Source organism: Aeribacillus sp. FSL K6-1305, from assembly GCF_038050115.1.
Classification (GTDB): domain Bacteria; phylum Bacillota; class Bacilli; order Bacillales; family Aeribacillaceae; genus Aeribacillus; species Aeribacillus composti.
The window spans coordinates 75,638-99,456 of sequence record NZ_JBBOQV010000001.1 but is presented as its reverse complement, the minus strand read 5'-3'; the positions used below and the strand labels follow the sequence as shown (position 1 = coordinate 99,456).

The window sequence follows — 23,819 nt, the reverse complement described above, 5'->3', positions numbered from 1 at the left end:
AGATACCCTATCTATCTTACATTACACAAAATTCTTGACGGTACCCTTACTATAGTCAATGTAAAAAACAAGAATATAACAGATAGTTTATTTTTTAATCTCACAATATTTTATTTAACTGTTTCGTCCAAAAATGAACATTTTTCCATATATACACGAAATATTCATATTTAATATTTATTGCCAAAATTTCTAATATTTTGTATTATATAAATTGATGATATTGTCCCTGTTTTTTTCATTAAAAATTAAGGGGGGATAGATTTTCTAAATATTTTTCAGTAACTCTTACAAGATTATTAAGTCGAATATTAGAAGGTATTGAAAGAAATGATTAAAAACATTAAGAACCTATTACTCCTCTTTCTAGTACTTTTTATTATCATACTGACTATTATCTTAGTTAGAAATAACAGCATTGACATTGTTGGCAATGAAGTAACAACTATAAAAAAACAGAAGATTGACAATTGGGCTATTAATCTTGTTGGATCGAATTCAACGATGGATGCTGATCCTATAAAAATTGCAATCTTAGATAGTGGTATTAATAAGACGCACAAAGAATTTGAAGGCTTGTCTTTCAAAGAATATAACGCAATTACTCCTGGTGATAACATTAAAGATGAATTTGGGCATGGCACTGCAGTAGCTGGAATTATTGCTGCGAAAGGAATTGAAGTTACTGGCATTTTAGATAACGTTATACTTTACGACGTAAAGGTACTTGATGAAAAAGGACGAGGAAAAGTTGAAGATGTGGTTAAAGGTATTGAATGGAGTATAGAACAAGAAGTTGACATTATTAATATTAGTTTTGGTTTTTCAAGCGACAAAGTGGAACTTAAATCTGTCATAAATAAAGCTATTGAACAGGGAATTATCATCACTGCGGCTGCAGGAAATACTCTTGGTTTAACAATTGATTATCCAGCTCAATATAATGATGTTCTATCCATTTCTTCATTTGATGAAAATTTTAAACTCGATCCTTTATCCGGAGTAGGCAAAGTAGATTATTCCGCCCCAGGTGTTGAAATTATTTCTACAGATAACAAAGGATCCTACTCAACATTTTCTGGTACATCATTCGCTACAGCTTACGCTACTGGTGTTATTGCTGCAATTTTAAATGAAAGTGATTCAAATTATAATGCTAATACCATTAAAGAAAAACTCTCTAATTATGTTGTGAAACTAGGAGAAAAAGAACATTTTGGAGAAGGTTTTCTAACGTTACGAAAAGAAAAGGTAGAGGAGATTTTAAATGAAAAAGAATTTGATTAAACTATTAGTTGTTACACTTTTGTTCAGTAGTATTGCTGGATTTGCTCCATCTGCATTTGCAGAAGAAACAGAAGTTCCCTCAAATCTAGAGGAAATTTTAGAAAATGCACAACAAATTGATGTGAATTTTAATGAAAAAGTTGAGGAAGTTTCAAGTACTGATGATACAACAGTATATGAAGTAACCGCAGATGAATTGGGAGTTAACAATGATTCCTTTAAAATGGTAGTTGAAGAATTCTCTGAAAAAGAGATGACTGTAAACTCTGAGTTAGAAACAGGAGATTTGTCATTTGAATCCGAACTTTATATTAATATTGATACTGGTGAAATGTATGCTACCGAAGAACAAATATCCGAAACTGGAGAAAAGACAAAAACAACATACGATATGTTTTTTACAGAAATCGAAGGTGAAGATTTCATAGCATACTTAATTGATAGAAACTCTGGTGAGCTTTATGAAATTAACACCATTGATGCACAGGCTTCAGTTATTCCAGTTCTTAGTCTAATATTAAAAAATGGGGCAAAATGGGCAATTAAGAAATATGGAAAGAAAGCATTAATTAGTGCTTTCGGAAAATACGCATTGAGTAACGCAATTAAAAATGTTGCTAAATTAACAGTGAAGAGTAAACACTTAAAGAGTGATAAAAGAGGTTATCAAAAATTTAACACAGATAGCCAATCCACCGCTAGAGGATGGATTAAAGAAGCATTACAAAAAGCCAAAGTTTCTGATTTTAAAATAAATGATAGTGAAAAGTTATCATTTAGATTCGAAGTCAACTTAGGGAAAAAGATTGGAACTAAAGGTGAAACAAAAATAAGAATAGTGATAGGATATGATGGTAAGATATGGACAGCATTTCCAGTAAAATAACTTTTGAATACAATTTTGTAGTTGATAATGGAATTATTTCAAATAAAGATAAACGTGATGTTCCTACCATATTAGCGGTAGAAGCTACACTTACAATAAAAATCAATAATGAGTTATACTTTGAAACAGAACTTGCTATTTTAGAATTCTATAAAGCATTATACGAATGGAAAAACAGAGTCACAGATGAACATATTCCAGAATTCCATTATTATACGATTGAATATGACGATTATGAAGATGGTGCTATTCTGTCTTTAATTCCATTTTCAAATAAAGCAAGAGTGAAATCTATTTGGGCAGAGCAAAATTTGTACAATGTTTTTGATTTAGACTATATCGTAAGGGAATTTATTCAATTAGAGCAAAATCTAAAACGAGATATAGAAAATTACTTTGGAATCGAATTGAAAAAATTCATAAAACATATCCCTTTGATGAAAGGTCCTTATTCGGATGATTATTAGCAAATAAAAGGGGCTGTCCGAAAAGTCGATTGAATCGACCTTGGGCTCAGCCCTTTTTTCTGTTTTTAGGGTACAAAAAAATCGTCCTTTTTTATAGAATGAAATTGACCAAAAAACATTCTACAGAAAGGACGATTTCTTATGAATAATCAAATGACTATTCAAGAAAATTATAACACGCAATTAGAAATGACTCTAGAGGGTATTCAAAAAATAGAGGTTCAAAAGAATAAGAAACGCAAAAAACTAGTTTTCCAACCTTATTGCAATCGTCAAGTCATGAGCATTTTAGATATCGAAATGTATATTCCTGAAAATCATGTCGCCCGTTTAGTGGATGAAATGGTGGAATCGATTCCGGATGAAGTGTTGTATACTCATTATGTTGGTGGGGGTCGTGCACCCTATCACCCTAAAATGTTATTGAAAGTGATTTTATATGCGTACACTCAAAATGTTTATTCAAGTCGGAAAATAGCGCAAATGGTGAAAGAAAATCTTCCGATGATGTGGTTGGCGGGATTGCAAACCCCTGACCATCGCACAATAAATGATTTTCGTAGTGTTCGTATGTCAAACATGATGGATTCTGTATTTGAACAATTTGTCCTTCAACTAGTAGAACAAGGACTTATCGACCTCGACCATATTTTTGTGGATGGTACGAAAATAGAAGCGAATGCCAACAAATATACGTTTGTATGGCGAAAATCCGTAGAAAAATATGATCAGAAACTACGAGCCAAAATTCAATCGTTTCTACAAGAAGCGCACCAAATCGCCTTGGAGGAATTAAAAGAAGAACAATTAGAAGAAGAATTAGAAAAATCATCGGCACAACTTTCTGAGAGAATAGAAGCTTTGGAAAAAGATTATAAACAGGAAGAAGACAAAGAAAGAAAAAAAGAACTTCGCTCTAAAAAATCCCAACTCACCAAACAACTGAAAACGATTCAAACGGATTATCTTCCACGATTACGAAAATACAAAGTACAAAAACAGATTCTAGGTGAACGAAATAGCTACTCGAAAACCGACCATGAGGCCACTTTTATGCGAATGAAAGAGGACCATATGAAAAACGGCCAACTCAAGGCGGGTTATAATGTTCAACTCGCCACACAACATCAATTTATCGTGGGATTTGAAATTTATCAAAATCCAGGAGATACTCGCTGTTTCCAACCATTTATGGAAAAGTTATTGGAATCGATGCCGAAGGAAAAGAAACTCAAGTATGTCATTGCCGATGCAGGATATGCGAGTGAAGAAAACTATTTATATGCGATTGGCGAAGAAAAAGAACCTCGTTTTGAATTATTAGCCCCATACCAAACCTATTTGAAGGAACAAAGTAAAAAGTTTAAAAAGGATTTATCAAAAGTACAAAACTGGAAATACATCGAAGAAGACGATTGCTTTATCTGTCCGAACAATCGGAAAGTCGTATTCAAGTATTATCAAAAAAGAAAAAATGCATCTGGATACATACAAGATTTGAAAGTGTACGAGTGTGAAGATTGTACGGATTGCCCGTTGAAGAATGGGTGTACGAAAGCCAAAGGAAATCGTCGAGTATATTGGAACACGATTTATGAAGAAATGAAAGCGAAAGCCAAAGCAGCTCTTGGTGACGAACAAAAGGCAGCTCTTTATGCGAAGCGTAAAGTGGATGTCGAAAGTGTGTTCGGTAACATCAAGGGCAATTTGCGTTTCACTCGATTTCTGTTACGGGGGCTTCATAAAGTCCGAACAGAATTCGGGATTGTGGCAATGGCCCACAACATACTGAAATGGGCCGCAAATTCCCAAACCAATTTCAAAAATAAGGAAACAGAGCGAATGGAAAAACTCATTGTTTTCTCCATTCGCTCTGTTTTTATGGACTTTTTAGACAAGCCCTTGCTCTTTTCAAGAAAATATTAATATTAAAATTAATGAATTTTTCGGTTTGGTTTTTTAACTTCATTTCTTTTGCTAATTAATCCTGCCCCGCAACAGAACCAGCAAGTTTCTAATTGAAATCCTAATATTCCTGTTCCATCACAAGCTTTACATCTTTCTTTATTATCTTCTGTCATATGTTTTCCTCTCCTTCTACCGAAAAATGTTTCAATGCAAACCGTTTAATATACCGCCCGTCTTTTTCTTTGTAACCAAAGAAGTCATCCACTTCCCTCGCCCAAACTTTATCTGTTGAAGAAAACATTCTGATGATCGACAAGAAATATAGAAACAATACCACTGTCTCAGCAGTATTAGAGAAAGTTGGATTGAATGGTTACGAAAAAAGAAAAATATATACTTTGTCCGGTGGAGAACAGCAAAGAGTAGCCATTGCGCGTCTGTTTATGAAAAAATGCAGTATTATATTGGCAGATGAACCGACAGGAAGCTTGGATAAATATAACGCCAATCTAGTGATGGAACATGTAAAAGAACTTAATAGATTAGGAAAGACCATTATATTGGTTACACATGATGAGGAATTAAAAAAGATGGGAGATGTTATCATTGAATTCACTAGCGTTGCATTAATTTAATTCGAAAATTCCGAATTGAAAGAAGTCCATAAAAAAATCCTTTATAATGGATGGTACAGGTGGTCCCTGTCCAAATCCAATATAAAGGATGAAGCCTATGGACAAGGATACACTATTTTCTTCATTTGGTAAATGGGTCACTCCTCTCAATTCTGTTAAATTTACACAAAGAATTGAAGAGATGAAACAAGATAAATATACGAAAAAATTAACCACAAAAGCGTATTTACTTTTGTTTTTGCATGCTCAACTTCAACAACGAGAAGGACTGCGCGCCATCGCCGATGATGCGTTACTGGATGATTTTCAGCGAGAATTAGGATTGACATCTATTAGTGCTTCACAACTTTCTCGAAAACATCGCCAAGTAAAACCCGAATTACTCGCAGAAATCTTTCTGGATTTAGTGAATCAAATCCGCCAGATGTCCACGAATTCCTCCAGTCAGGTGAGTGGCTTAAAAATCGTGGATTCTACGACCATTTCACTGAATCTGAAAAAATATCAATGGGCTACGTTTCGCAAAACGAAGTCGGGAATTAAGGTTCATTTACGACTGGTGTTTGTCAATGAAGATACGGTTTATCCGGAAAAAATGGTCATGACCCCAGCAGGGAACAATGATCGAACACAAATGGAACAACTGATCGACGAAACAGATGCCATGTACGTGTTTGATCGTGGTTATGTAGACTACGAAAAGTTCGATTATTACTGTGATAAAGGCCTCTTTTTCGCCTCCCGTCTGAAAAAGAATGCCTATGTTCGATTTCTTGAATCGTTCTCTGTCCCATCCAATTCCTCTATTTTATCTGATTCGATGGTGGTCATTGGGACACCACAAAAACGAACGGAAAATGTCTTTCGATTAATCGAAACATTCGATTCGGACGGGAATCGAATTCGAATCATTACGAACCGATTCGACCTAGATCCAGAAGAACTTGGTGATATCTATCGTTCTCGATGGGCCATTGAACTATTTTTTAAGTGGATTAAGCAACGTTTAACACTCAAACATCTTTATGGAACGAGTCCAGAAGCTGTAGAAAATCAGGTTTACTTAGCTCTGATTTCTTACTGTTTACTCATTCTTATTCAACTTGAAATGAAATCGAAACATTCTCTCACCCAGATTTATCGTTGGCTGCGCGTTTTTCTTTGGAAACCAAGTACCGTGTGGGTGGAACGAATTCAACGGGAATGAGTTGAAAAAAGTCGGCGAAGCGCAGTAGCCATGTAACAATAAAACAAATACATTTATTACCAAATGGATAGTGATCACCTTTAGTTGGTTACTGCCTTGTTTTTCGTTTATCATAAAATATTTTATTCAGAAAATTCTGCATAAAATGTTTTTATTTTTTATGCAACGCTACTGCATTGAATTATAAAAAAAATTGTTGTCAAATTTTCTTTATATATCGGCATCCACACTTATGCCAATGGCCAATTGGTGAAAACATATGCGAAAGGATTCGAACAAAACCCATTAGGTGATTATTCGAAAAACGAATCAGATATGGTTCTTACAGTATATAAAGCTCCCCTTTTCCAGACATATACCAATTTATCAGTAAGTAATAGCAAAGATAAAGTGGATTTAATTGTTTTGACCCCTCTTTATATGGTCTTATTGTAAAAGATGATGAAAATATCGCAACTTAATCAAATTGAAGTAAATGACAGATGATGAAAAATATAAACATATTCTTCAAAAAAAGCAAAATGCTATTAACGAAATAAAATCCGTGGCAAAAAAAGAATGGGGTTTAAACTTTTAAAATGAAAAAGAGAACTAGCACACAAAACATGAACTAGCACCTATTAAAAGTAGCCCTTATGCGTTTTTGTTCAGAAAATAAGATCTGCTGGTGCAAACATTGGGGCAGCTTTTTAAAAAAGGTTTCTCAGACTTTTTTATTGATCTTTTGTGAGTTCTGGTCACGTTTGACCAAAGCATGTCGTTTAAAACAGGCAGACAACCTTTGTTCGTTGTCTGCCTTGATACATGCTTAATTTTCAGATAAGGATGCTGCTTCTGCTCTGACAAGCCCTTTTGAAATTTTGCCGGACGGAGTGGTCGGCAGTTCATCTTTAATCACTAAATATTCTGGAAACTTATACTTTGCAAATCCTTTTTCCTGCAAATATTCTTTAATTTCCTCCAGATCAATCGTTTCATTTTCTCGCAAAGAGACGAAGGCGCAGCCCCGTTCGCCTAGACGAGGATCTGGAACACTGACGATTGCCACTTGTTTGATTTTCGGATGCATTTGCAATGCTTCTTCAATTTCTGAAGCATGATATTTTAATCCGCCGCGGTTAATCGTATCTTTCGTCCGTCCGACGAAATGGAGGTATCCTTTTTCATCAAGCCAGCCTTGATCCCCTGTTAAAAAATAGCCGTCTTCCGTAAACGACTGGGCGGTTACTTGCGGATTTTTATAATATTCAATAAATAAGCTTTCTCCTTTAAAAGCGATTTCTCCTATCTCGCCCGTCGGAAGCGGTTTGTGCCGCTCATCTACAATGATGACTTCCCCGACCGGTGCCGGTCTGCCAACTGTTTCCCATGTTAATGAAGCTTCATCGCCCGGACGAGTAAAGGTTCCTGCACAAATTTCACTCATGCCCCACTGAGCAGCAACATCGCAGTTTAATGTAGCCCTAAGATCTTGAACCATTTTCGCCGGTATTTTTGTTCCCCCAGTTAAAATAAGCCGAGGATTTAAACCGCTTACATTTTGCTGTTCGCACTGTCTTAATAAGTCAATTAAATGTGCGGGTGCAGCAGTCAAAAAAGATACTTGTTCTTTTTTCAATAAGTCGATAATTTCATTTGATTTATATTCTCGATAAAGTAAATGCTTCGCTCCATATCGAAGGCTAATGATAATCATCGGCAGTGAAAACATGTGGCATAATGGAGTTAAACATAAAATGGTATCATTGTCCGTTATTTGATACTCCTTGCCATTTAGCAGATGGCACGGAACAAATGTCCGGAATGTATGAAGAACTCCTTTAGGATTGGACTCTGTACCTGATGTAAATAATATGATGCACGGATCATCAAAAGCCGGTAAGTTTTCATGTATGTCTTGATCAGAAACGGAATCAGGTTCTGATTCAAGCAAAGCTGTGATACTTATGCTGCGGTCATTCTTCTTTTCCCCTGCCACCAAAACATGCTGTAAATGAGGAAGCTGAGCCTTCAATTCATGAGCAAGTTGTTCATGATTGAATCCCTTCCAATTGTCAATTGTTACAAACGCTTTCGCTTCACAATGTGAAAGCATATATTGCAGCTCTTTTTTCCGGTAGTTTGGACTGAGCGGATTAAACACTAACCCAATTCTCGATGCAGCAAGATGTACGACAACAAATTCCCAGCAATTGGGCAGCTGTGCAGAGATGGCATCGCCTTTCTTCAAACCTAGCTGTATAAAATGCCTCGCCAATCTTAATGACAATTGATTCAAATCTTCAAAAGTATAGAAATTGTCCCCTTCTGCAAAAGCAACACGGTCTTTAAATTTTTTTGCCGATTCCTCAATCAATTCATGAATCAGCACATTTTCAGTCATCCGGTTTGCTGCCATTCAAATCCCTCCCATCAAAAGTAGACGGAAAACCGCCTTCTTACATAAATGGCGGTTTTCCGATTGAGTTTGTCAAAAACAACCTTTGCCTTCAGCTTAAAATTAAGACAAAAGGATGTTTTTGACATGTTCAGGAACAGGCACTGCTTTTGGCCGATCTTCTGCGACAGATGTCCATGCTCTCACTTCATGGCCTTCTGCTACAACTTGATCCCCTTTTTTAAACGTATGCTTGATTTTGAAAACTTTGTTGTTAACTTCTACTACTTCAGAATGGACAGCTACCTCATCATCATAAAGAAGAGGTGATTTAAACTGGCAAAATGCTTCCAAAAGCGGTGTAATGATCTTTTCATCCGATTGCAGCTTCGCCACAGGAAAGCCTGCGGAGCGCAGCAATTCATGCGAGGCTTGATCCATCCATCGGTAAAAATTCGGGTAAAACACGATGCCAGCAGCGTCTGTATCTCCCCACACTACTCTAAACGTATAAATATTTTTCATGTTTCCACCTTCTAATTCTCATCTGCAAATTTCACGTTTACGGAAAATTCCCCCACACTTCCAACTTGAATGCGGACGACATCTCCATCACGGATCGGTCCGACACCTTCAGGAGTTCCGGTTGCGATAATATCCCCAGGGTTTAATGTCGAATAAGTCGATGCGACTTCCAAACATTTGTAGCAATCATAAATTAAATGCTTCGTGCTTCCGTCCTGGCGCAATTCTTCATTGACCCAGAGCTTCAATGAAAGATCATTGGGATTTTCAATCTCATCAGCCGTCACGATCCATGGACCGATCGGTGTGAATGTATCAAAAGATTTTCTCCATGTTCTCTCTTCATTTCCCCGGATGGAAATGTCCAATAAGGCGAAATAGCCGAAAATATAATCTTTTGCATCTTCATATTTAACATTTTTCGCTTTTTTGCCGATGACATATCCGAGTTCTGCTTCATGATCTGTTCTTCTGTCTTTAAATGGAAGCAAAATCGGATCGGACGGACCTGAAACAGATGACGGAGCTTTTAAGAACAGCGCAAGTTCTTCAATCGTTCTCGGAGCGTTGTTAAATTGTTTGTTCATCTCCTCTTGGTGCTTTTTATAGTTGACAGGAGCAGCCCATATTTTGCTTGGTGAAGGGACAGGCGCTCTAAAAACTACTTCTTCAAGATCGTACTGTTTTCCTTCTTGAGCTGCCTTTTCCAGTGTATCTTTTAATGAATCAAAATTTTCCATCAGCCTTACTAATGATTCATGCGGCTTTGTTTGATCCCAGTCAGCGGTAGTTGTTACATCTGAAACTTTTTGGCCTGCTACGATTCCTAATCGATTATCATTAAAAATGGCAATTTTCATAGGCACACTCCTCACTTAAATCGCTTCTGCACAATTTTTAATCTATTTACGGGCCTGGAGTAAATACTTTTTCAATTTTTTGATGTCCTTCCGGATGGGCCTCTTCATATTCTAATCCAAGAATGTCCATAACCGGCTTATCATTGAATGAGAACAAATAGGCGTCCTCCGATCCTTCATTGACATGCTCATGCCAGCTCCACGGCGGCAGAATGAAGAAGTCTCCTCTTTCCCATTCAAATTTTTGTCCGTTAATGACTGTATATCCTTTTCCTTCAAGAACATGGTAAATGGCGCTGTGCACATGGCGATGCGCTTTCGTATGCTGGTTCGGCAGCAATCTTTGCATCATCGAACCGATTCTTTCATCTGCCGATCCTCCTGTTGTCGGATTGATGTATTCAATCGCATAGCCATCATACGGATCTTCGTTTTCCTTTGGCGATTTACTCATTTGCTCTAAAACATATTTAGCGCGCTCCCATTTGTAGCCAATAATAGGAGACGGATACCCAGGCTTTTCTTTTTTGCCTTTCGGGACAAACGCACCTTTTGCAAATTTTTCAGTTGAATAATTTTCAGGCGGCTGTTCAGGATAAAATCCATTTTCATAAGGCTCGAAGAAAGAAGCAGCCAAATTTTTCACAAGTCCTACATCCAAACCGTCCAGCCAAATCATCGGTTCAGTTCCTTCATGTTTATGTTCATGCCATGTCCATGCAGGAGTAAGAATCATATCTCCCCGTTCCATGTACACTTTTTCCCCATTCACAGCTGTATAAGCTCCAGAACCTTCAATAATAAAACGGATCGCTCCTTGAGAATGGTGGTGCGAAGGAGCAAATTCTCCCGGCAGCAATAGCTGGATTCCGGCGTACAACGTATGTGTTCCATATCCGACTAATCCATGTTTTAATAGATTAGGATTTTGCAAATAAACAACGCGCCGCTCAGCATCTTTTCCAGGTTCTAAAATTTCTCCCGCCTTCATAACATAATCGCGGATCGTTTTCCACTTCCATAAATATGGCTCCACATCATGAACAGGCTCTTTTGTCACCATGTGTCCTAAATCATACCATAGCGGACCTAAATAACTATTTTTCATCCCATCGTAATATTCTTTTAATTCTGTGTCCGTGATGACTTCTTTTTTGCTCATAGGAAACCCTCCCGAAAAATAAAATTGATCCAAAACTAATGATCATGTATGCGTTTCCATCAATCCTAAAAAAATAAAATTTTTTATTTGTTCCTGATATAGGGAACTTAATTACTTAATTCGATATTAAAAAATAAAATTAATATTGTCAATAGTCAGAATTTATTTTCTAAAAACTGGGCGGATACCTCACTCAGCAGTGCCCGTGCATTCTTTCCTCATTTCAATTCATCTGCTTAATATTTGTCATCACGCTAAAAAAAGGCTTACAGAAAGTTTCGTTCTATTAAACTTTCATGCAAGCCTCATTTGTTTTGATTATAATCCTCGATAAAATTCTGATAATTCTGTTTTTTCTTCTCCATTGAATGGTTACACCGAACTTTCCGTCTACAGCGTAGGGTCAACTGGCATAACAGCAGCATCATAGTTTCATAACTGTTGAATTTTTCTCAATGCTTCGTGGAAAAATATTTTGGATCATTGTATATAACCTGAATTACCAATTGATCGACCTCGTGAAATATGAACCAATAAAAGGAGGACGCAATACTTAACTGCCGGACAATGTATTTTTTATTAACTTTTTTAAACTATTCACGTACTTTCCACTAATGAAGATAAATTGTAACAATTCCACGGTTTTTCTCTATGTTAGGTCAACTTCCGTAATCGGATAACGCCTCTTCTGCCGTTTTTTTTAAACTTATATGTTTTTCCTCTCTTTTCCGCTCACAAACATCCGCTGATTTCGAAAACTTATTTTCCTAGCTCCTGTTTCATTGAAAGATTTCCAATGGCATGGAAATCGATTCCTTCATTCTTGGAAATATTAAATCCCAAAATATCGAATATTTTGTTTTGAAATAGAATATGTTCCATTTTGAATACTAGAATCAAAATGAACACATGTTAATGAAATTTATTATTTAAATAGTGAATATTTTAATAGAAAGCGGTGAAAAACAATGGATAGCCTTCGTTTCACCGCTTCTTCATACCATTTGCACGATTCTTTTATTTTTTTAAAAAAAGGTGTACAATTAGTTTGTTATTTAAAAAGTCTGAAAAAATGATTCTTTTTTAAAGAAGGGACAAATATGGAAGAAGCAAAATTATGGACGAAAAATTTTTTTAGTATTTCAATTTGTAATTTTTTTCTTTTTATAAACTATTATTATTTGCTGGTCACCTTGCCGATCTTTGTCATTCAAGATTTAAAAAGCAGCGAAGCTGAGGCTGGCTTAATAGCAATGGTTTATTTATTTGCTGCAATCGTGACTCGCCCGTTCGTCGACCAATTTATGGAGAAACTTGGAAAACAAAAAATGTTGATTATTTCCTTGGTCATTTTCTTGATCGCCTCTATTTCTTATTTATTTGTCAGTTCAATTGTCTTATTATTGATCATTCGTTTTCTTCATGGAATTGGTTTTGGGATTGCGACAACCGCAACAGGTGCGATTGTGGCAGATATCGTTCCGGAATCGAAAAAAGGAGAAGGAATGGGATATTTTATTTTATCTTCCAATGTCGCCATGGTGATTGGACCGTTTTTAGGGCTTACCTCGTTAGATCATTGGGGTTCTTTTGTCATGCTCGTCATTGCCCTTATTTGTTCCGTTGGGGCGCTTTTGACCGGGGGAATAGTTAACCTGCATGAAATGAAGCCGAAACTAAATAAAAGAGAACTTTTCAAAGTGAATTTCAGCTTTGAAAAACTTGTAGAGGTATCAACATTCCGCATTGCGTTGATTGCTGCCTTTTTAGCTTTTGCTTATTCGACTGTATTATCGTTCGTCTCCGTTTTTGCGGAAAAAATGAATCTTGGCGCCGGTTCGAATTTATTCTTCGTCGTGTATGCAATCGTTTTGCTCATTTCCCGGCCGTTTACCGGAAGGTGGTTTGACCGATACGGCGCAAATGTCATTGTTATCCCATGCATCGTTTCATTTGCCTTCGGATTATTTATATTGAGCATGGCAAATACATCCTTCATCTATTTGTTAAGTGCAGTATTTATCGGTCTTGGATGGGGAACCTTGTTTCCAAGCTTCCAAACAATGGCTATACAAATTGTCCCTCCACAGAGAAGAGCGGCTTCTCTCAGCACCTTTTTATCGATCTTCGACATCGGCATCGGTCTCGGATCGTTTTTAACTGGAGCAGTTGTTGTCTTTACTGGATTTACATCTTTATATTTTTACACTTCGCTTTATGTGTTGGTAGGTTTAGTTTTATATTGCCTCTTTGTACAGCATCGTTTTGCCAGAAAGCCGAAAAGTTTGGAGCACGATCGAAAATCTTCTCTTCAACAATAGCCCCCTTTAAGCAATGGGGGCTTTATCATTGCTTTAATCCTATTTACTCTGAGGTTTTATCTAGTTGAATTAATCATCATCAGTGCTTTTTGGGGGTTATTGTTAGAAATATTGCAGCTAACCAGACTCACTATTTTGCAGCAAAATTTTCTGATGACGCCTCCTGTTCGATATATTGTTTAACTAATTTATAGCAATCATCAATATGTTTATTTCCTAAATATTTCATCGTCGCAAAGCTAATCCCGGCCGAAACCCCTATTCCAATGAGAGGAATAAGTTTGCTCGTCTGTTTTGCCGCCATCCGGGTTGCAGCTTTTTTCACCAAGCTCAGCACCAATTTTTTGCCAATTGTTCTTCCGATGAGTTCATTTCCTAATGAAGTTGCCAGTACGATAATGAGCTCTTTTGTTTTCGCATCCAATTGATCAACTTGCTCTTTTGATAAACCAAACTTTTGATTAATTTCATTTAGCAGATCTTTCACAAGTGCAGCATCCACCGTCACATCAATACCCGGAATTGGAACAGCTGCAGCAATAGCAGAAACAGATGAACGTCTATTCACTAATTTACGGCATTCTTCCCGAATTTGATCCAATTGTTCGATCGTTTTTGGCAGCATAAAAAACCTCCGTTTCTAAATCACTTCTTCTGTCATCGCTTCAATGACTGCGTCGCTATGTAAAAAGAAGGCGACAAATTTAATCACCAGCCAATTCAAAGGGAAACGGCAATAAGAACGTTGCAGCCGCAAATATTTTTGAAATCTTTACTTTCTCCCTTTAAAGCTCCTGCTAAAGCTTGCGATTAGAAATAGTTTTTTGCTTTTTCTCCATTAAATACCCCAATCGTGAAAAAAAATCTTTTCTCCGCCTCCTTATAGGAAGAGTATACCATGTTTATAGGCGTTCAGAAATAAAGACATCTACAAAAAAAACCGGAGAAACGAGTGAAAGGATGAAGTTAAAAAACTAATAAGCGCTCACAAAAATTTTTTGTGAACTCAAGATCGTTGAAAATTCCGATTGATCAACACGCTGAACAATGGAAAAGCAGCAAGTATTGTTTATTCAATTTTACAATGGGAGCAAAAGGTGTGATTGCTTTATATTTTTTCATCGATTCATGCATTTCTATTAGAGGAAAAGCGTAAATTTAACTTTAGTTATTAGCAAATGTGGATCTTAGTAGATTCTGTGATTAACCTTTTATAAATAACAAATAAACGGAAAGCTGACTTTATTAAAGATCCAAGAAAATAAACTCTTTTTTTGCAAAAAGAAAAAAGCAGGAGTTCATCCTGCTTTAGCTATTGAATCATCTTCAACATAGTAGGGAAAATTTTACAATCTTAACATTACAATTTTAGAGATATGTTAAAAATACTATGAAAATTGATGAAACGTAATTTCAGGGCGGCTGCCAATTCGGATGTTCACTCCTGTTTGTCCTAGGCCTTCGCTAATATAAAACGGCCGCTCGTTATGGTAATGGAGTCCTTTAATAATGTTCATTCTTGGAAGCTTGCCTTTGTAAAAAAGATGGTACGGCTTTGGCAAATTGATTTGTCCGCCGTGGAAATGACCGGACAGCAAGTAATCAAACGGAATGTTTTCCATTTCAAGAATAACGCTTGGATCATGGGTCAGCACTAATCGCATTCCTTCTTCTACTCCGTGAAAAGCTTTTTGAACATAACTGCGGTTTGTCGTGTAATCATCAATGCCAATAATATTCAAGCATTCTTCTTCAAGCTGAATGGTCACGTGCTCATTTTGTAGTGTTTTTATCCCGTAATGCTGCAGCATTTTTTTCAAAGTTTCAAAGTCTTCTTCCTTTAAAACATAATCGTGATTGCCGAACACAGCATACGTGCCGTACGTTGGATTTGTTTTTCTCAATACTTCCAAGTATGCGGAAAGTTTTGGGATGCTTCTCTTCCGGTCGAGAAAATCACCTGTCAGTGCAATAAGATCAATTGGTTCTGCTGAAATCAGCTCATCTAATTCTTTTGGGCTGATCGATAAGTTTTCAAGGTGTAAATCAGATAGATGGAGTATTTTTATATTCTTTGCAGAAGCTTTCCTATCGGGGCATCGAACTGTGATTTTCTTAACAGCTACATCCTTTGTATTTTTATTTCCTTTTATTAAAAAGAATATGAAAAGTCCAAGAAAAAATAATATAACAAAAAATAGCATAACCAAACTCCTCTCTCCCCCAAGTATAACGAACTTTCTCAAACGATCCTAGTGGGAGTTAAAGGAATTTGAAAAAAAACTCTTAGCTGCAAAAGAGCTCAAACTATTAACAAACCTGCCTTCCGCCTCTGCCGGAAAGACAGGTTTGCCTTTCTTAATTATTTTGCGCATGTCCATACGTTAAAAGCTAAAACAAGCATTCATTTACATGATAACTTTTTCATATCTGGGAAATCCATCCGCTGCATGCCTTGCTTCTCTTTTGCATCAGTCAATCGGTTCTTTGTGCTTCTTTATCTATAAATCGTGCACCTTTCAGCCAGCTAAGTTTTTCCGTTTGTGGCGCTGAACTCTGCAAATAGTTCAAGCTTTGACAAATCGCTAGATGTGCCCTGGATTTTTAAGAAACCATAATTTTACAAATGTCATTTGTAAACTCAACAGGATCTTGGACTGGCAGGCCTTCAATAAGCAAAGCCTGATTATATAAAATGTTTGTGAACAGCTTCAGCTTCTCTTGATCGTTTTCATACGCTGCTTTTAGCGTTTGAAAGACTTCGTGATCTGTATTAATTTCAAGCACTTTCTCCGCTTTAATGTTTTGGCTGTTCGGCATAGCATTTAACACTTTTTCCATTTCAATCGTGATTTCGCCGTCTGTTGATAAACAAACAGGATGTGTTTTTAACCGTTTTGATGCTCGCACATCCTTTACTTTATCACCCAAAATGCTTTTCATTTGTTCGAACAGCTCTTTATGTTCTTTTTCAGTTTCTTTTTTGTTTTCTTCTTCGCTAATTCCTAAGTCGCCGCTGGAGACTGATTTAAATTCTTTCTCTTTATATGTCATTAACATTTTGATCGCAAATTCATCGATATCCTCTGTCAAATACAAAATTTCATAGCCTTTATCTGCAACCAGCTCGGTTTGCGGAAGCTTTTCAATTCGTTCATACGAATCGCCCGTTGCATAATAAATATATTTTTGCTCCTCAGGCATTCTTGATACATATTCTTGCAGGGTGACAAGTTTTTTCTCCTTTGAAGAGTAGAACATAAGCAAGTCTTGCAATGTTTCTTTATTTGCGCCGAAATCGCTGTAAACGCCATACTTTAATTGTCTGCCAAATGCTTCATAAAACTTTTCATATTTTTCTCTTTCATTTTTTAATAGGTTTTCTAGTTCGCGTTTAATTTTGTTTTGAATGTTTTTCGCAATGATTTTCAATTGCTTGTCATGCTGGAGCATCTCTCTTGAAATATTTAACGATAGGTCCTCAGAATCAACCATTCCTTTAACGAAGCTGAAGTAGTCAGGCAGTAAATCCGGGCACTTGTTCATAATTAACACGCCGTTGGAATACAGTTCAAGCCCTTTTTCATATTCTGCTGTATAGTAATTAAATGGCGTTTTTTCCGGAATATATAAAATCGCTTGATAGCGAACCGTTCCATCTACGCTAATATGAATATGTTTTAACGGTTTGTCAAAGCCATAATGCTTTTCGGCATAAAAGTTTTCATAATCTTCATCTGTCAGTTCACTTTTATTTTTCCGCCAAATCGGAACCATGCTGTTGATTGTTTGTTCTTCAACAACCTCTTCAAATTCGTTCTCGTTCTCATTTTTCGGTTTTTGTACTTTGACATCCATTTTGATCGGATAGCGGATGAAGTCGGAATATTTTTTAATGATTTGTTTTAACCGATATTCGTCAAGAAATTCGTCATAGTTGTCATCTTCAGTATTTTCTTTGATTTTTAGTATGATCTCCGTTCCGACCTCTTCCTTCTCATATGGTTCGATTGTAAAACCATCAGCGCCTTTTGATTCCCATTTATATGCTTGATCGCTGCCCAGCGCTTTACTGATGACAGTGACAACATCCGCAACCATAAAGGCGGCATAAAAGCCAACGCCGAACTGTCCAATAATGTCATAGCCGTCTTTTAATTCGTTTTCTTTTTTAAAGGCGAGCGACCCGCTCTTAGCAATCGTACCAAGATTTTCTTCCAATTCCTCTTTTGTCATGCCTATGCCTGTATCAACGATTGTGAGCGTCCGCTTTTCTTTATTTGGAATAACTTTTATGTAGTATTGATCCTTTTGAAAAGTTAACGAATCATCAGTCAGTGCTTTGTAATAAATTTTATCGATCGCATCGCTTGCATTTGAAATTAACTCCCTCAAAAAAACTTCCTTTTTTGTATAAATGGAGTTGATCATCATTTCTAATAACCTTTTCGACTCGGCTTGAAACTCTTTTTTTTCCATGACCGCCTCTCCTTTCTAAAAAGCGTATGTGCAAAATGAAGATAAAAATTAGCACTCTAATCAATCGAGTGCTAATCATCAATTTTTTAATAACAAATATTTAATTTTATGTCAACTCCGAATGATTGACCGCTTTGCACTTTTCTTGAGTTTTTCTTTACGAACGATAGGCAACAGTCGTTTTCGAATGAGAAGGGCTTTGCCTTTCCACATAATGGTTGCAAATTTCTTTACCAATCAGGATGTTTTTCGGCACAAAAGCATTCCCTCACAATTTTCAAGCTTCACTTTTATTGCCAATCCTTTAAGATTTCCCCATTCCTCTTAAAAAATGAAGAAGCATAGTAATCGATCGGTTGATGTCAGGATCTTTTAAAGCCGATAGCAATTGGAAAATAGAAGTTGTTTCTTCTTTATTGACGCTTGCCGCAGCTTCTTGTATTCCAGCATTCATTCTTGTCGACATTACCTGCAGCTTTTCGAGATCGATTGTTCCCAGCAGCATCAACAGATTGACGATATTTTTTAAAACATCAATGTTCGGTTTTCTGCTGACTTCCTTAACCACGTTTTCTAGTACTTGATCTTTCCGCGCTAAAAGGGCATTGGCGATTTCCAGAACACCTGCATCGTGAAGCTTCCGTAAACATGCTATGCCTTCTAAAACTGCCTCTTTATTGTCTGCTAACGCTTGCTCGATTTCTAATAAATTTTGCTTTCTTTTTTCTTCTTGTGACACTTCGATTTTTTTGATGGTTGTAATTGGTTTAGCCATGTATTTTCACCTTGCTTCCGGGAAACGTGTAATCGCTGCGCTCCCATTTCTTCTCTACTTTGACCCCAATTTGCGGATTTCTTTTTCCGTTTCGATGGTTGTTTGGCCGAATTGGGGAGTCTCCTTTTTCCTTCAATACGACCATTTTTACGGCAATTTCTTTATATGCCGGTGTGTTCGTATCGCGGTCAGCATGATTGCCTGTTAAACGATTAATAGCCAATTCGCCCGTATCATTCAATGGGATAAAGATTTCATGCTTTTGCACGCGATCCGTTATGTGAACAGGGCCTTTTACAGAGCCGTATTTGGAAATAAGCTTGACAATGGCTCCTTCTTGAATACGGCGTTCTTCAGCCAATTCTTTCGAAATTTCTATAAAAGCGTTCGGGGTTTTCCGGCTGATTCCTTGTGATTTATACGTCATGTTCCCTTCATGGAAATGCTCTAGCAAGCGCCCGTTGTTCACGTGAAGATCATACTCTTCATCTACATCATATAAATAATCGACTTGAAGCGGATAAAGCTGTGCCTTTCCATCGGCAAACGGGAATCGATCTTCATAAAGAAGCGGCGAGTCGGTTCCATCTTTCTCAACAGGCCATTGCAAGCTTGAAAATCCTTCTAAACGGTCATAGGAAACACCGGCAAAAAGCGGTGCGAGCGACGCCGCTTCTTCCATAATTTCTCCAGGGTGCTGATAATCCCAATTGAAGCCCAGCGCTTTCGCCAGCATACAATAAATTTGCCAATCAGGCTTCGAATCTCCAAGAGGCGGCAATGCTTCATACAATCGCTGAATCCGGCGTTCTGTATTGGTAAAAGTTCCTTCTTTTTCTAAGCTTGGGCTGGCCGGCAGCACAACATCTGCATATTGGGCCGTTTTTGTTAAAAATAAGTCCTGCACAACGAAAAATTCCAGCTTTTCAAAAGCGGCGCCGACTTGATTGATATTGGCATCGACAATCCCCATATCTTCGCCAGTCACATATAATGCCTTCAGAGCGCCTTCATGAATCGCTTTAACCATTTGATGATTGTCTTTTCCCGGATTTTTAGGCAATGTCACGCCCCAAGCTTTTTCATAACGGCTGCGGACTTTTTCATCCGCTACCTTTTCATATCCCGGGAAAAAGTTCGGCATGCTTCCAAAGTCGCTGCACCCTTGAACATTGTTATGGCCGCGCAGCGGATAGGCTCCAGTGCCCGGTTTGCCGTAATTGCCTGTCACTAATAACAAATTGGAAATGGCAGTACTCGTATCACTTCCGCGCTGCTGTTGAGTGACTCCCATCGCCCAGCAAATGACCATTGTTTTAGATTGATGAATCGTTTCAGCAACCTTGATCAGCGTGTCCTTGGAAATTCCCGTCACTTCTTCCGCATATTCCAACGTAAACGGCTCTAAGCTACTTTTATATTGTTCAAAGCCGTTCACTCGTTCTTTGATAAACTCTTCATCATGCCAATTTTGGTCAATGATGTATTTCGTTACAGCTGACAGCCAAACAAGATCCGTTCCTGGCTTTGGCCTGATAAACATATCGGCCCGCTCCGCCATTTCATGCTTTCTTAAGTCAAACACGAGCAGCTTTTGTCCATAAAGTTTTTGCGCTCGTTTGATTTTTGATGCCAAAACCGGATGCGATTCCCCTGTATTGGCGCCAATAATGATGACAAGATCAGAGGAAGCTATGTCAGAAAAAGATCCTGAATCACCGCCATAGCCGACAGTGCGAAATAGTCCGACCGTTGCTGGAGATTGACAATATCTTGAGCAATTATCAACATTATTCGTTCCTATCACTTGACGGGCAAATTTTTGCAGTAAATACGATTCTTCATTCGTTGCTTTGGAAGAAGCTATAAATCCTAAAGCATCAGGGCCATGTGCATCTTTTATTTCTTTAAACCGTTTTGCAACATATCGAATCGCCTCATCCCATTCAACTTCTTTAAAATGGTCGCCTTCCCGGATCAACGGTTTTGTCAGCCGTTCTTCACTATTGACATAATCCCAGCCGAACTTTCCTTTTACACAAGTGGAAATTCCGTTTGCCGGCGATTCCGGTGTTGGTTCAACTTTTAAAACTTTTCTGTCTTTTGTCCATATATAAAATGAACAGCCAACTCCGCAGTATGTGCAAACTGTTTTCGTTTTCTTGATCCTTTCCTTGCGCAGCTCAGCTTCTGTATCTGAGATGGCCATTAGCGAACCGTATCCTGTTTCCACTTCCTTCGTCAAATTAATCATCGATCGTAATGTACCAGGTTCTACATTTGTTAAAAAGCCGGCTTCCCCTAACATTGATTTTTCCATTAAGGCATTGCACGGACATACAGTTACACATTGGCCGCAATTTACGCAGCTGGACTGATCAATCGGCACATCGTTGTCCCAGATCACACGAGGCTGCTCTCTGCTCCAATCAATCGTCAATGTTTCATTTACTTGAACATCTTGGCACACCTCTACACAGCGTCCGCATAATATGCATTGATTTGGGTCATATCGATAAAATGATCCTGAATAATCCACTTCATACGGTTTTGGTTGGAACGGAATGCTTTGATGTTCAATGCCTAAAGCTTTAACCGTATTATGAATTGTACAATCTCCATTGTTTTTATCGCAAACTGTGCAATATAATTCATGATTTTTTAAAATTTGATCCATCGCTAATTTTTGAGATTCTTTTACTTTAGAAGTCTCTGTTTCAACAACGAGTCCTTCTTGGACTTTGTAGCTGCAGGCTCGTACAAGCTCCCCGTTCACTTCCACCATACAAGTATCACATGTTTGAATTGCGCCCAAGCTTTCATGATAACAAACGTGCGGTACATCCATTTCATGTTCGAGCAAAGCCTGCAGAAGATATTGATTTTCCCTTGCGGTTATTTCTCCTCCGTTGACCGTAATCGTTACATTTCCCACGATACGTTCCCCCTGTTATTTTGTTATTCTGTTGCTATGTGTATAAATGTTCATTTTATTTTCCCGTATAAACCCAACAGTCGTAATGTTTAAATCTTCTGCCAATTGAAGTGCCAAATTTGTTGGAGCCGATTTTGATAGAAGTATACCGCATCCAATTTTCGAAACCTTCAGCACTACCTCTGAGGAAATCCGCCCGCTGAAAGCGATTATTTTATCATTTAAAGAAATGTTTTCGTTTAGACAGAAGCCATATAATTTATCTAAAGCATTATGTCGCCCAATGTCAGAAAATGTCTTAATCAATCCCTCTTTTGAACATAATGCCGCATGATGAATGCCTCCAGTACGCTTAAAAGCCGATGAAGCTTCATTTAACATTTCCATTAACTGAAAGCATTGTGCGGCAGAAATCGTCATGCTGTTCATAATCGTTTTCGCTGTTTTCACATCATTATAAAAATAAAACTGTCGGCTTTTTCCGCAGCAGGAGCCGATAAAGCGTTTGGAAACAAACTCTTTCTTATCCCCTATCGGCTGATGCAAATGAACATAGGCAAACCCCTTATCCTCATCAATTTGAAGCGCTTTCACATCTGCTTTTATGCGGATCATCCCTTCTGAAGCTAAAAAGCCTAAAACAAGCTCCTCTACATGGGACGGCGAGCATACTAATGTGGCGAATTCCTCATTGTTCACAAAAATTGTTAACGGATACTCTATCGCAATTTCATCTATCACCACTTTCTTGTTTTGATGATCAATTTTGATTATTTCTCTTTTACAAATAATTTCTTTTTCCATAATGGGAACCTTCCTTTTTAATCACACCTCTAAAATAAAATATTCGACAGAAGCAGAAAAAATCCTTTTCTTCTTTTTTTCTCTATTTGTCCATACAAGGAAACTGTTTCACTGGAAAACCTAAGCGAGGTCAGGCTGGGAAAAATGAGGGGAGAAATATATATCTTTCAAGCGACATCGACTGATTTTGGCAGACTGCTTGTTCGAAAAAATCATCCATTGATCATTGTCTTTTATCGTGCCAAACAGCTGGGGAAAAGCAACTGAAAAACTGTAACCCCTCTGCTTTTTCATCTATCCATCTAATAAGCTATTCGGTCATTCCTTAACCAAAATCTACCGTTTGAAATTATTAGCAAATTTTTCACATTCTCTGCTGCCATTTTTCAATGCACGGAATATTTAACTGCTTGCACTTGTGTACGATCGGAGCGCATACCGCCAGAACCGGCGCGATATCCATAAGAACAGCCCGGCAAGTACAACGGATAGGATTGTTGTCATCCCGTTCCATTTTCCAAGCAAAGACAACGCCGGCGTGCTTGTAATAAAGGCAGCTGGCAAAATGTATGTGAGCACGATGCGAAGCCAGCCTCTATACATTCCGATTGGGAACCGTGTTGTTTCAAAAAATGAATTAAAAACAAACGATAGATCATCGATACGAATAACCCAAAAGGAGGTGGTCATCAGCATCATCCACAGCGCGTAAATCAGGACAAGCGAAGATCCGATACTAATGAAAAACATCACTGCATCCATTATTGTCGGCATATAATGTTTTTGTATTAACGCATAGATTATCAAGCCGATGCCAAGAAACACATCAATTAAGCGCCAAAACACTAAATGGCGGAAGCTGACATAAAACATGCTGTCGACCGGCTTTGTCAATACATAATCAAACGTCCCCATGCGAATATGCTGCAGCAGACGGGACATGTTGGGCCTCAGGGCAAAATCAATCAATCCTTGCAGCGTATTGAATATACCAAGAAGCAGCAGAACATCCGCATATTTCCAACCGCCGAGGTTATCTGTTTGATAAAAAAATACTTGAATTGTCAAAATAGCCATCCCAATGCCAAACAAACTCGACAGGAAATTTCCTAAAAATTCGCTGCGATATTCGAGCTCCTCCACTAAACAAGTCCGAAAAAATTCACAAAAAATGCGCCAATGTCTTTTCAC

Annotated in this window: 18 protein-coding genes and 1 pseudogene; 7 read left to right on the top strand and 12 right to left on the bottom strand. The window is 37.6% G+C overall.

All coding sequences use genetic code 11. The features are described from left to right. Window positions 1-330: 330 nt before the first annotated feature. From NST97_RS00415 to NST97_RS00400, 4 genes are all read left to right on the top strand, one after another. Window positions 331-1,287 carry a S8 family peptidase gene (locus NST97_RS00415; protein WP_341342783.1) on the top strand — a complete coding sequence of 319 codons (957 nt, stop codon included), beginning with the start codon at window positions 331-333 and terminating at the stop codon, window positions 1,285-1,287. Next, window positions 1,268-2,173, top strand: a complete 906-nt coding sequence (locus tag NST97_RS00410; protein WP_340881193.1) for an SAR2788 family putative toxin — start codon at window positions 1,268-1,270, stop codon at window positions 2,171-2,173. Before NST97_RS00415 ends, NST97_RS00410 begins: the two co-directional genes overlap by 20 nt. Then, window positions 2,149-2,640 (top strand): DUF7878 domain-containing protein, encoded by a 492-nt coding sequence (locus NST97_RS00405; RefSeq protein ID WP_094245458.1) that lies wholly within the window; start codon window positions 2,149-2,151, stop codon window positions 2,638-2,640. Before NST97_RS00410 ends, NST97_RS00405 begins: the two co-directional genes overlap by 25 nt. A 141-nt stretch (window positions 2,641-2,781) precedes the next feature. Next, entirely contained in the window at window positions 2,782-4,566 is a 1,785-nt protein-coding gene (locus NST97_RS00400; protein WP_340881191.1) for an IS1182 family transposase, read from the top strand. Between the two features lie 8 nt (window positions 4,567-4,574). Here the strand turns inward: NST97_RS00400 and NST97_RS00395 are convergent, their stop codons facing one another. Next, window positions 4,575-4,721 (bottom strand): hypothetical protein, encoded by a 147-nt coding sequence (locus tag NST97_RS00395; protein ID WP_157727926.1) that lies wholly within the window; start codon window positions 4,719-4,721, stop codon window positions 4,575-4,577. A gap of 102 nt (window positions 4,722-4,823) precedes the next feature. Here NST97_RS00395 and NST97_RS00390 point away from each other — a divergent pair. Then, window positions 4,824-5,183 (top strand): annotated as a pseudogene (locus NST97_RS00390) (ATP-binding cassette domain-containing protein); the annotation flags it as partial. Window positions 5,184-5,280: 97 nt separating this feature from the next. Continuing rightward, window positions 5,281-6,390, top strand: coding sequence for an IS4 family transposase (locus NST97_RS00385; RefSeq protein ID WP_144596560.1), 1,110 nt, complete (start codon window positions 5,281-5,283; stop codon window positions 6,388-6,390). Window positions 6,391-7,198: 808 nt separating this feature from the next. Here the strand turns inward: NST97_RS00385 and NST97_RS00380 are convergent. The 4 genes from NST97_RS00380 to NST97_RS00365 form a co-directional block, all read right to left on the bottom strand. Continuing rightward, window positions 7,199-8,788, bottom strand: coding sequence for a class I adenylate-forming enzyme family protein (locus tag NST97_RS00380; protein WP_339199407.1), 1,590 nt, complete (start codon window positions 8,786-8,788; stop codon window positions 7,199-7,201). Between the two features lie 102 nt (window positions 8,789-8,890). Continuing rightward, a complete protein-coding gene (locus NST97_RS00375; protein WP_063386378.1) occupies window positions 8,891-9,292 on the bottom strand; it encodes an acyl-CoA thioesterase in 402 nt (133 codons plus the stop codon). Window positions 9,293-9,303: 11 nt separating this feature from the next. Beyond that, a complete protein-coding gene (locus tag NST97_RS00370) occupies window positions 9,304-10,152 on the bottom strand; it encodes a fumarylacetoacetate hydrolase family protein (protein WP_063386379.1) in 849 nt (282 codons plus the stop codon). A 46-nt stretch (window positions 10,153-10,198) separates the two neighbouring features. After that, window positions 10,199-11,314 carry a cupin domain-containing protein gene (locus tag NST97_RS00365; RefSeq protein ID WP_066251654.1) on the bottom strand — a complete coding sequence of 372 codons (1,116 nt, stop codon included), beginning with the start codon at window positions 11,312-11,314 and terminating at the stop codon, window positions 10,199-10,201. A gap of 1,100 nt (window positions 11,315-12,414) precedes the next feature. Here NST97_RS00365 and NST97_RS00360 point away from each other — a divergent pair. Then, on the top strand, window positions 12,415-13,635 hold the full coding sequence (locus tag NST97_RS00360) for an MFS transporter (RefSeq protein ID WP_341342782.1): 1,221 nt from the start codon (window positions 12,415-12,417) through the stop codon (window positions 13,633-13,635). Window positions 13,636-13,765: 130 nt separating this feature from the next. Here NST97_RS00360 and NST97_RS00355 read toward each other — a convergent pair whose 3' ends face one another. The 7 genes from NST97_RS00355 to NST97_RS00325 form a co-directional block, all read right to left on the bottom strand. Then, the gene (locus NST97_RS00355; RefSeq protein WP_327848182.1) at window positions 13,766-14,260 is read right to left on the bottom strand and encodes a hypothetical protein; all 495 of its coding nucleotides are present in this window, start codon (window positions 14,258-14,260) and stop codon (window positions 13,766-13,768) included. Between the two features lie 763 nt (window positions 14,261-15,023). Next, complete coding sequence (locus tag NST97_RS00350; protein WP_339211241.1) at window positions 15,024-15,839, bottom strand: metallophosphoesterase; 816 nt, start codon at window positions 15,837-15,839, stop codon at window positions 15,024-15,026. A 400-nt stretch (window positions 15,840-16,239) separates the two neighbouring features. Further along, complete coding sequence (gene htpG / locus NST97_RS00345; protein WP_327848181.1) at window positions 16,240-18,114, bottom strand: molecular chaperone HtpG; 1,875 nt, start codon at window positions 18,112-18,114, stop codon at window positions 16,240-16,242. Between the two features lie 304 nt (window positions 18,115-18,418). Beyond that, window positions 18,419-18,889, bottom strand: a complete 471-nt coding sequence (locus NST97_RS00340) for a DUF1641 domain-containing protein (protein ID WP_144597503.1) — start codon at window positions 18,887-18,889, stop codon at window positions 18,419-18,421. After that, entirely contained in the window at window positions 18,882-21,827 is a 2,946-nt protein-coding gene (gene fdhF / locus NST97_RS00335) for a formate dehydrogenase subunit alpha (protein WP_144597505.1), read from the bottom strand. The genes NST97_RS00340 and fdhF overlap by 8 nt, the downstream gene beginning before the upstream one ends. Before the next feature lie 12 nt (window positions 21,828-21,839). Further along, the gene (gene fdhD / locus NST97_RS00330; protein ID WP_341342781.1) at window positions 21,840-22,628 is read right to left on the bottom strand and encodes a formate dehydrogenase accessory sulfurtransferase FdhD; all 789 of its coding nucleotides are present in this window, start codon (window positions 22,626-22,628) and stop codon (window positions 21,840-21,842) included. Between the two features lie 402 nt (window positions 22,629-23,030). Then, window positions 23,031-23,819 (bottom strand): ABC transporter permease, encoded by a 789-nt coding sequence (locus tag NST97_RS00325; protein ID WP_339212379.1) that lies wholly within the window; start codon window positions 23,817-23,819, stop codon window positions 23,031-23,033.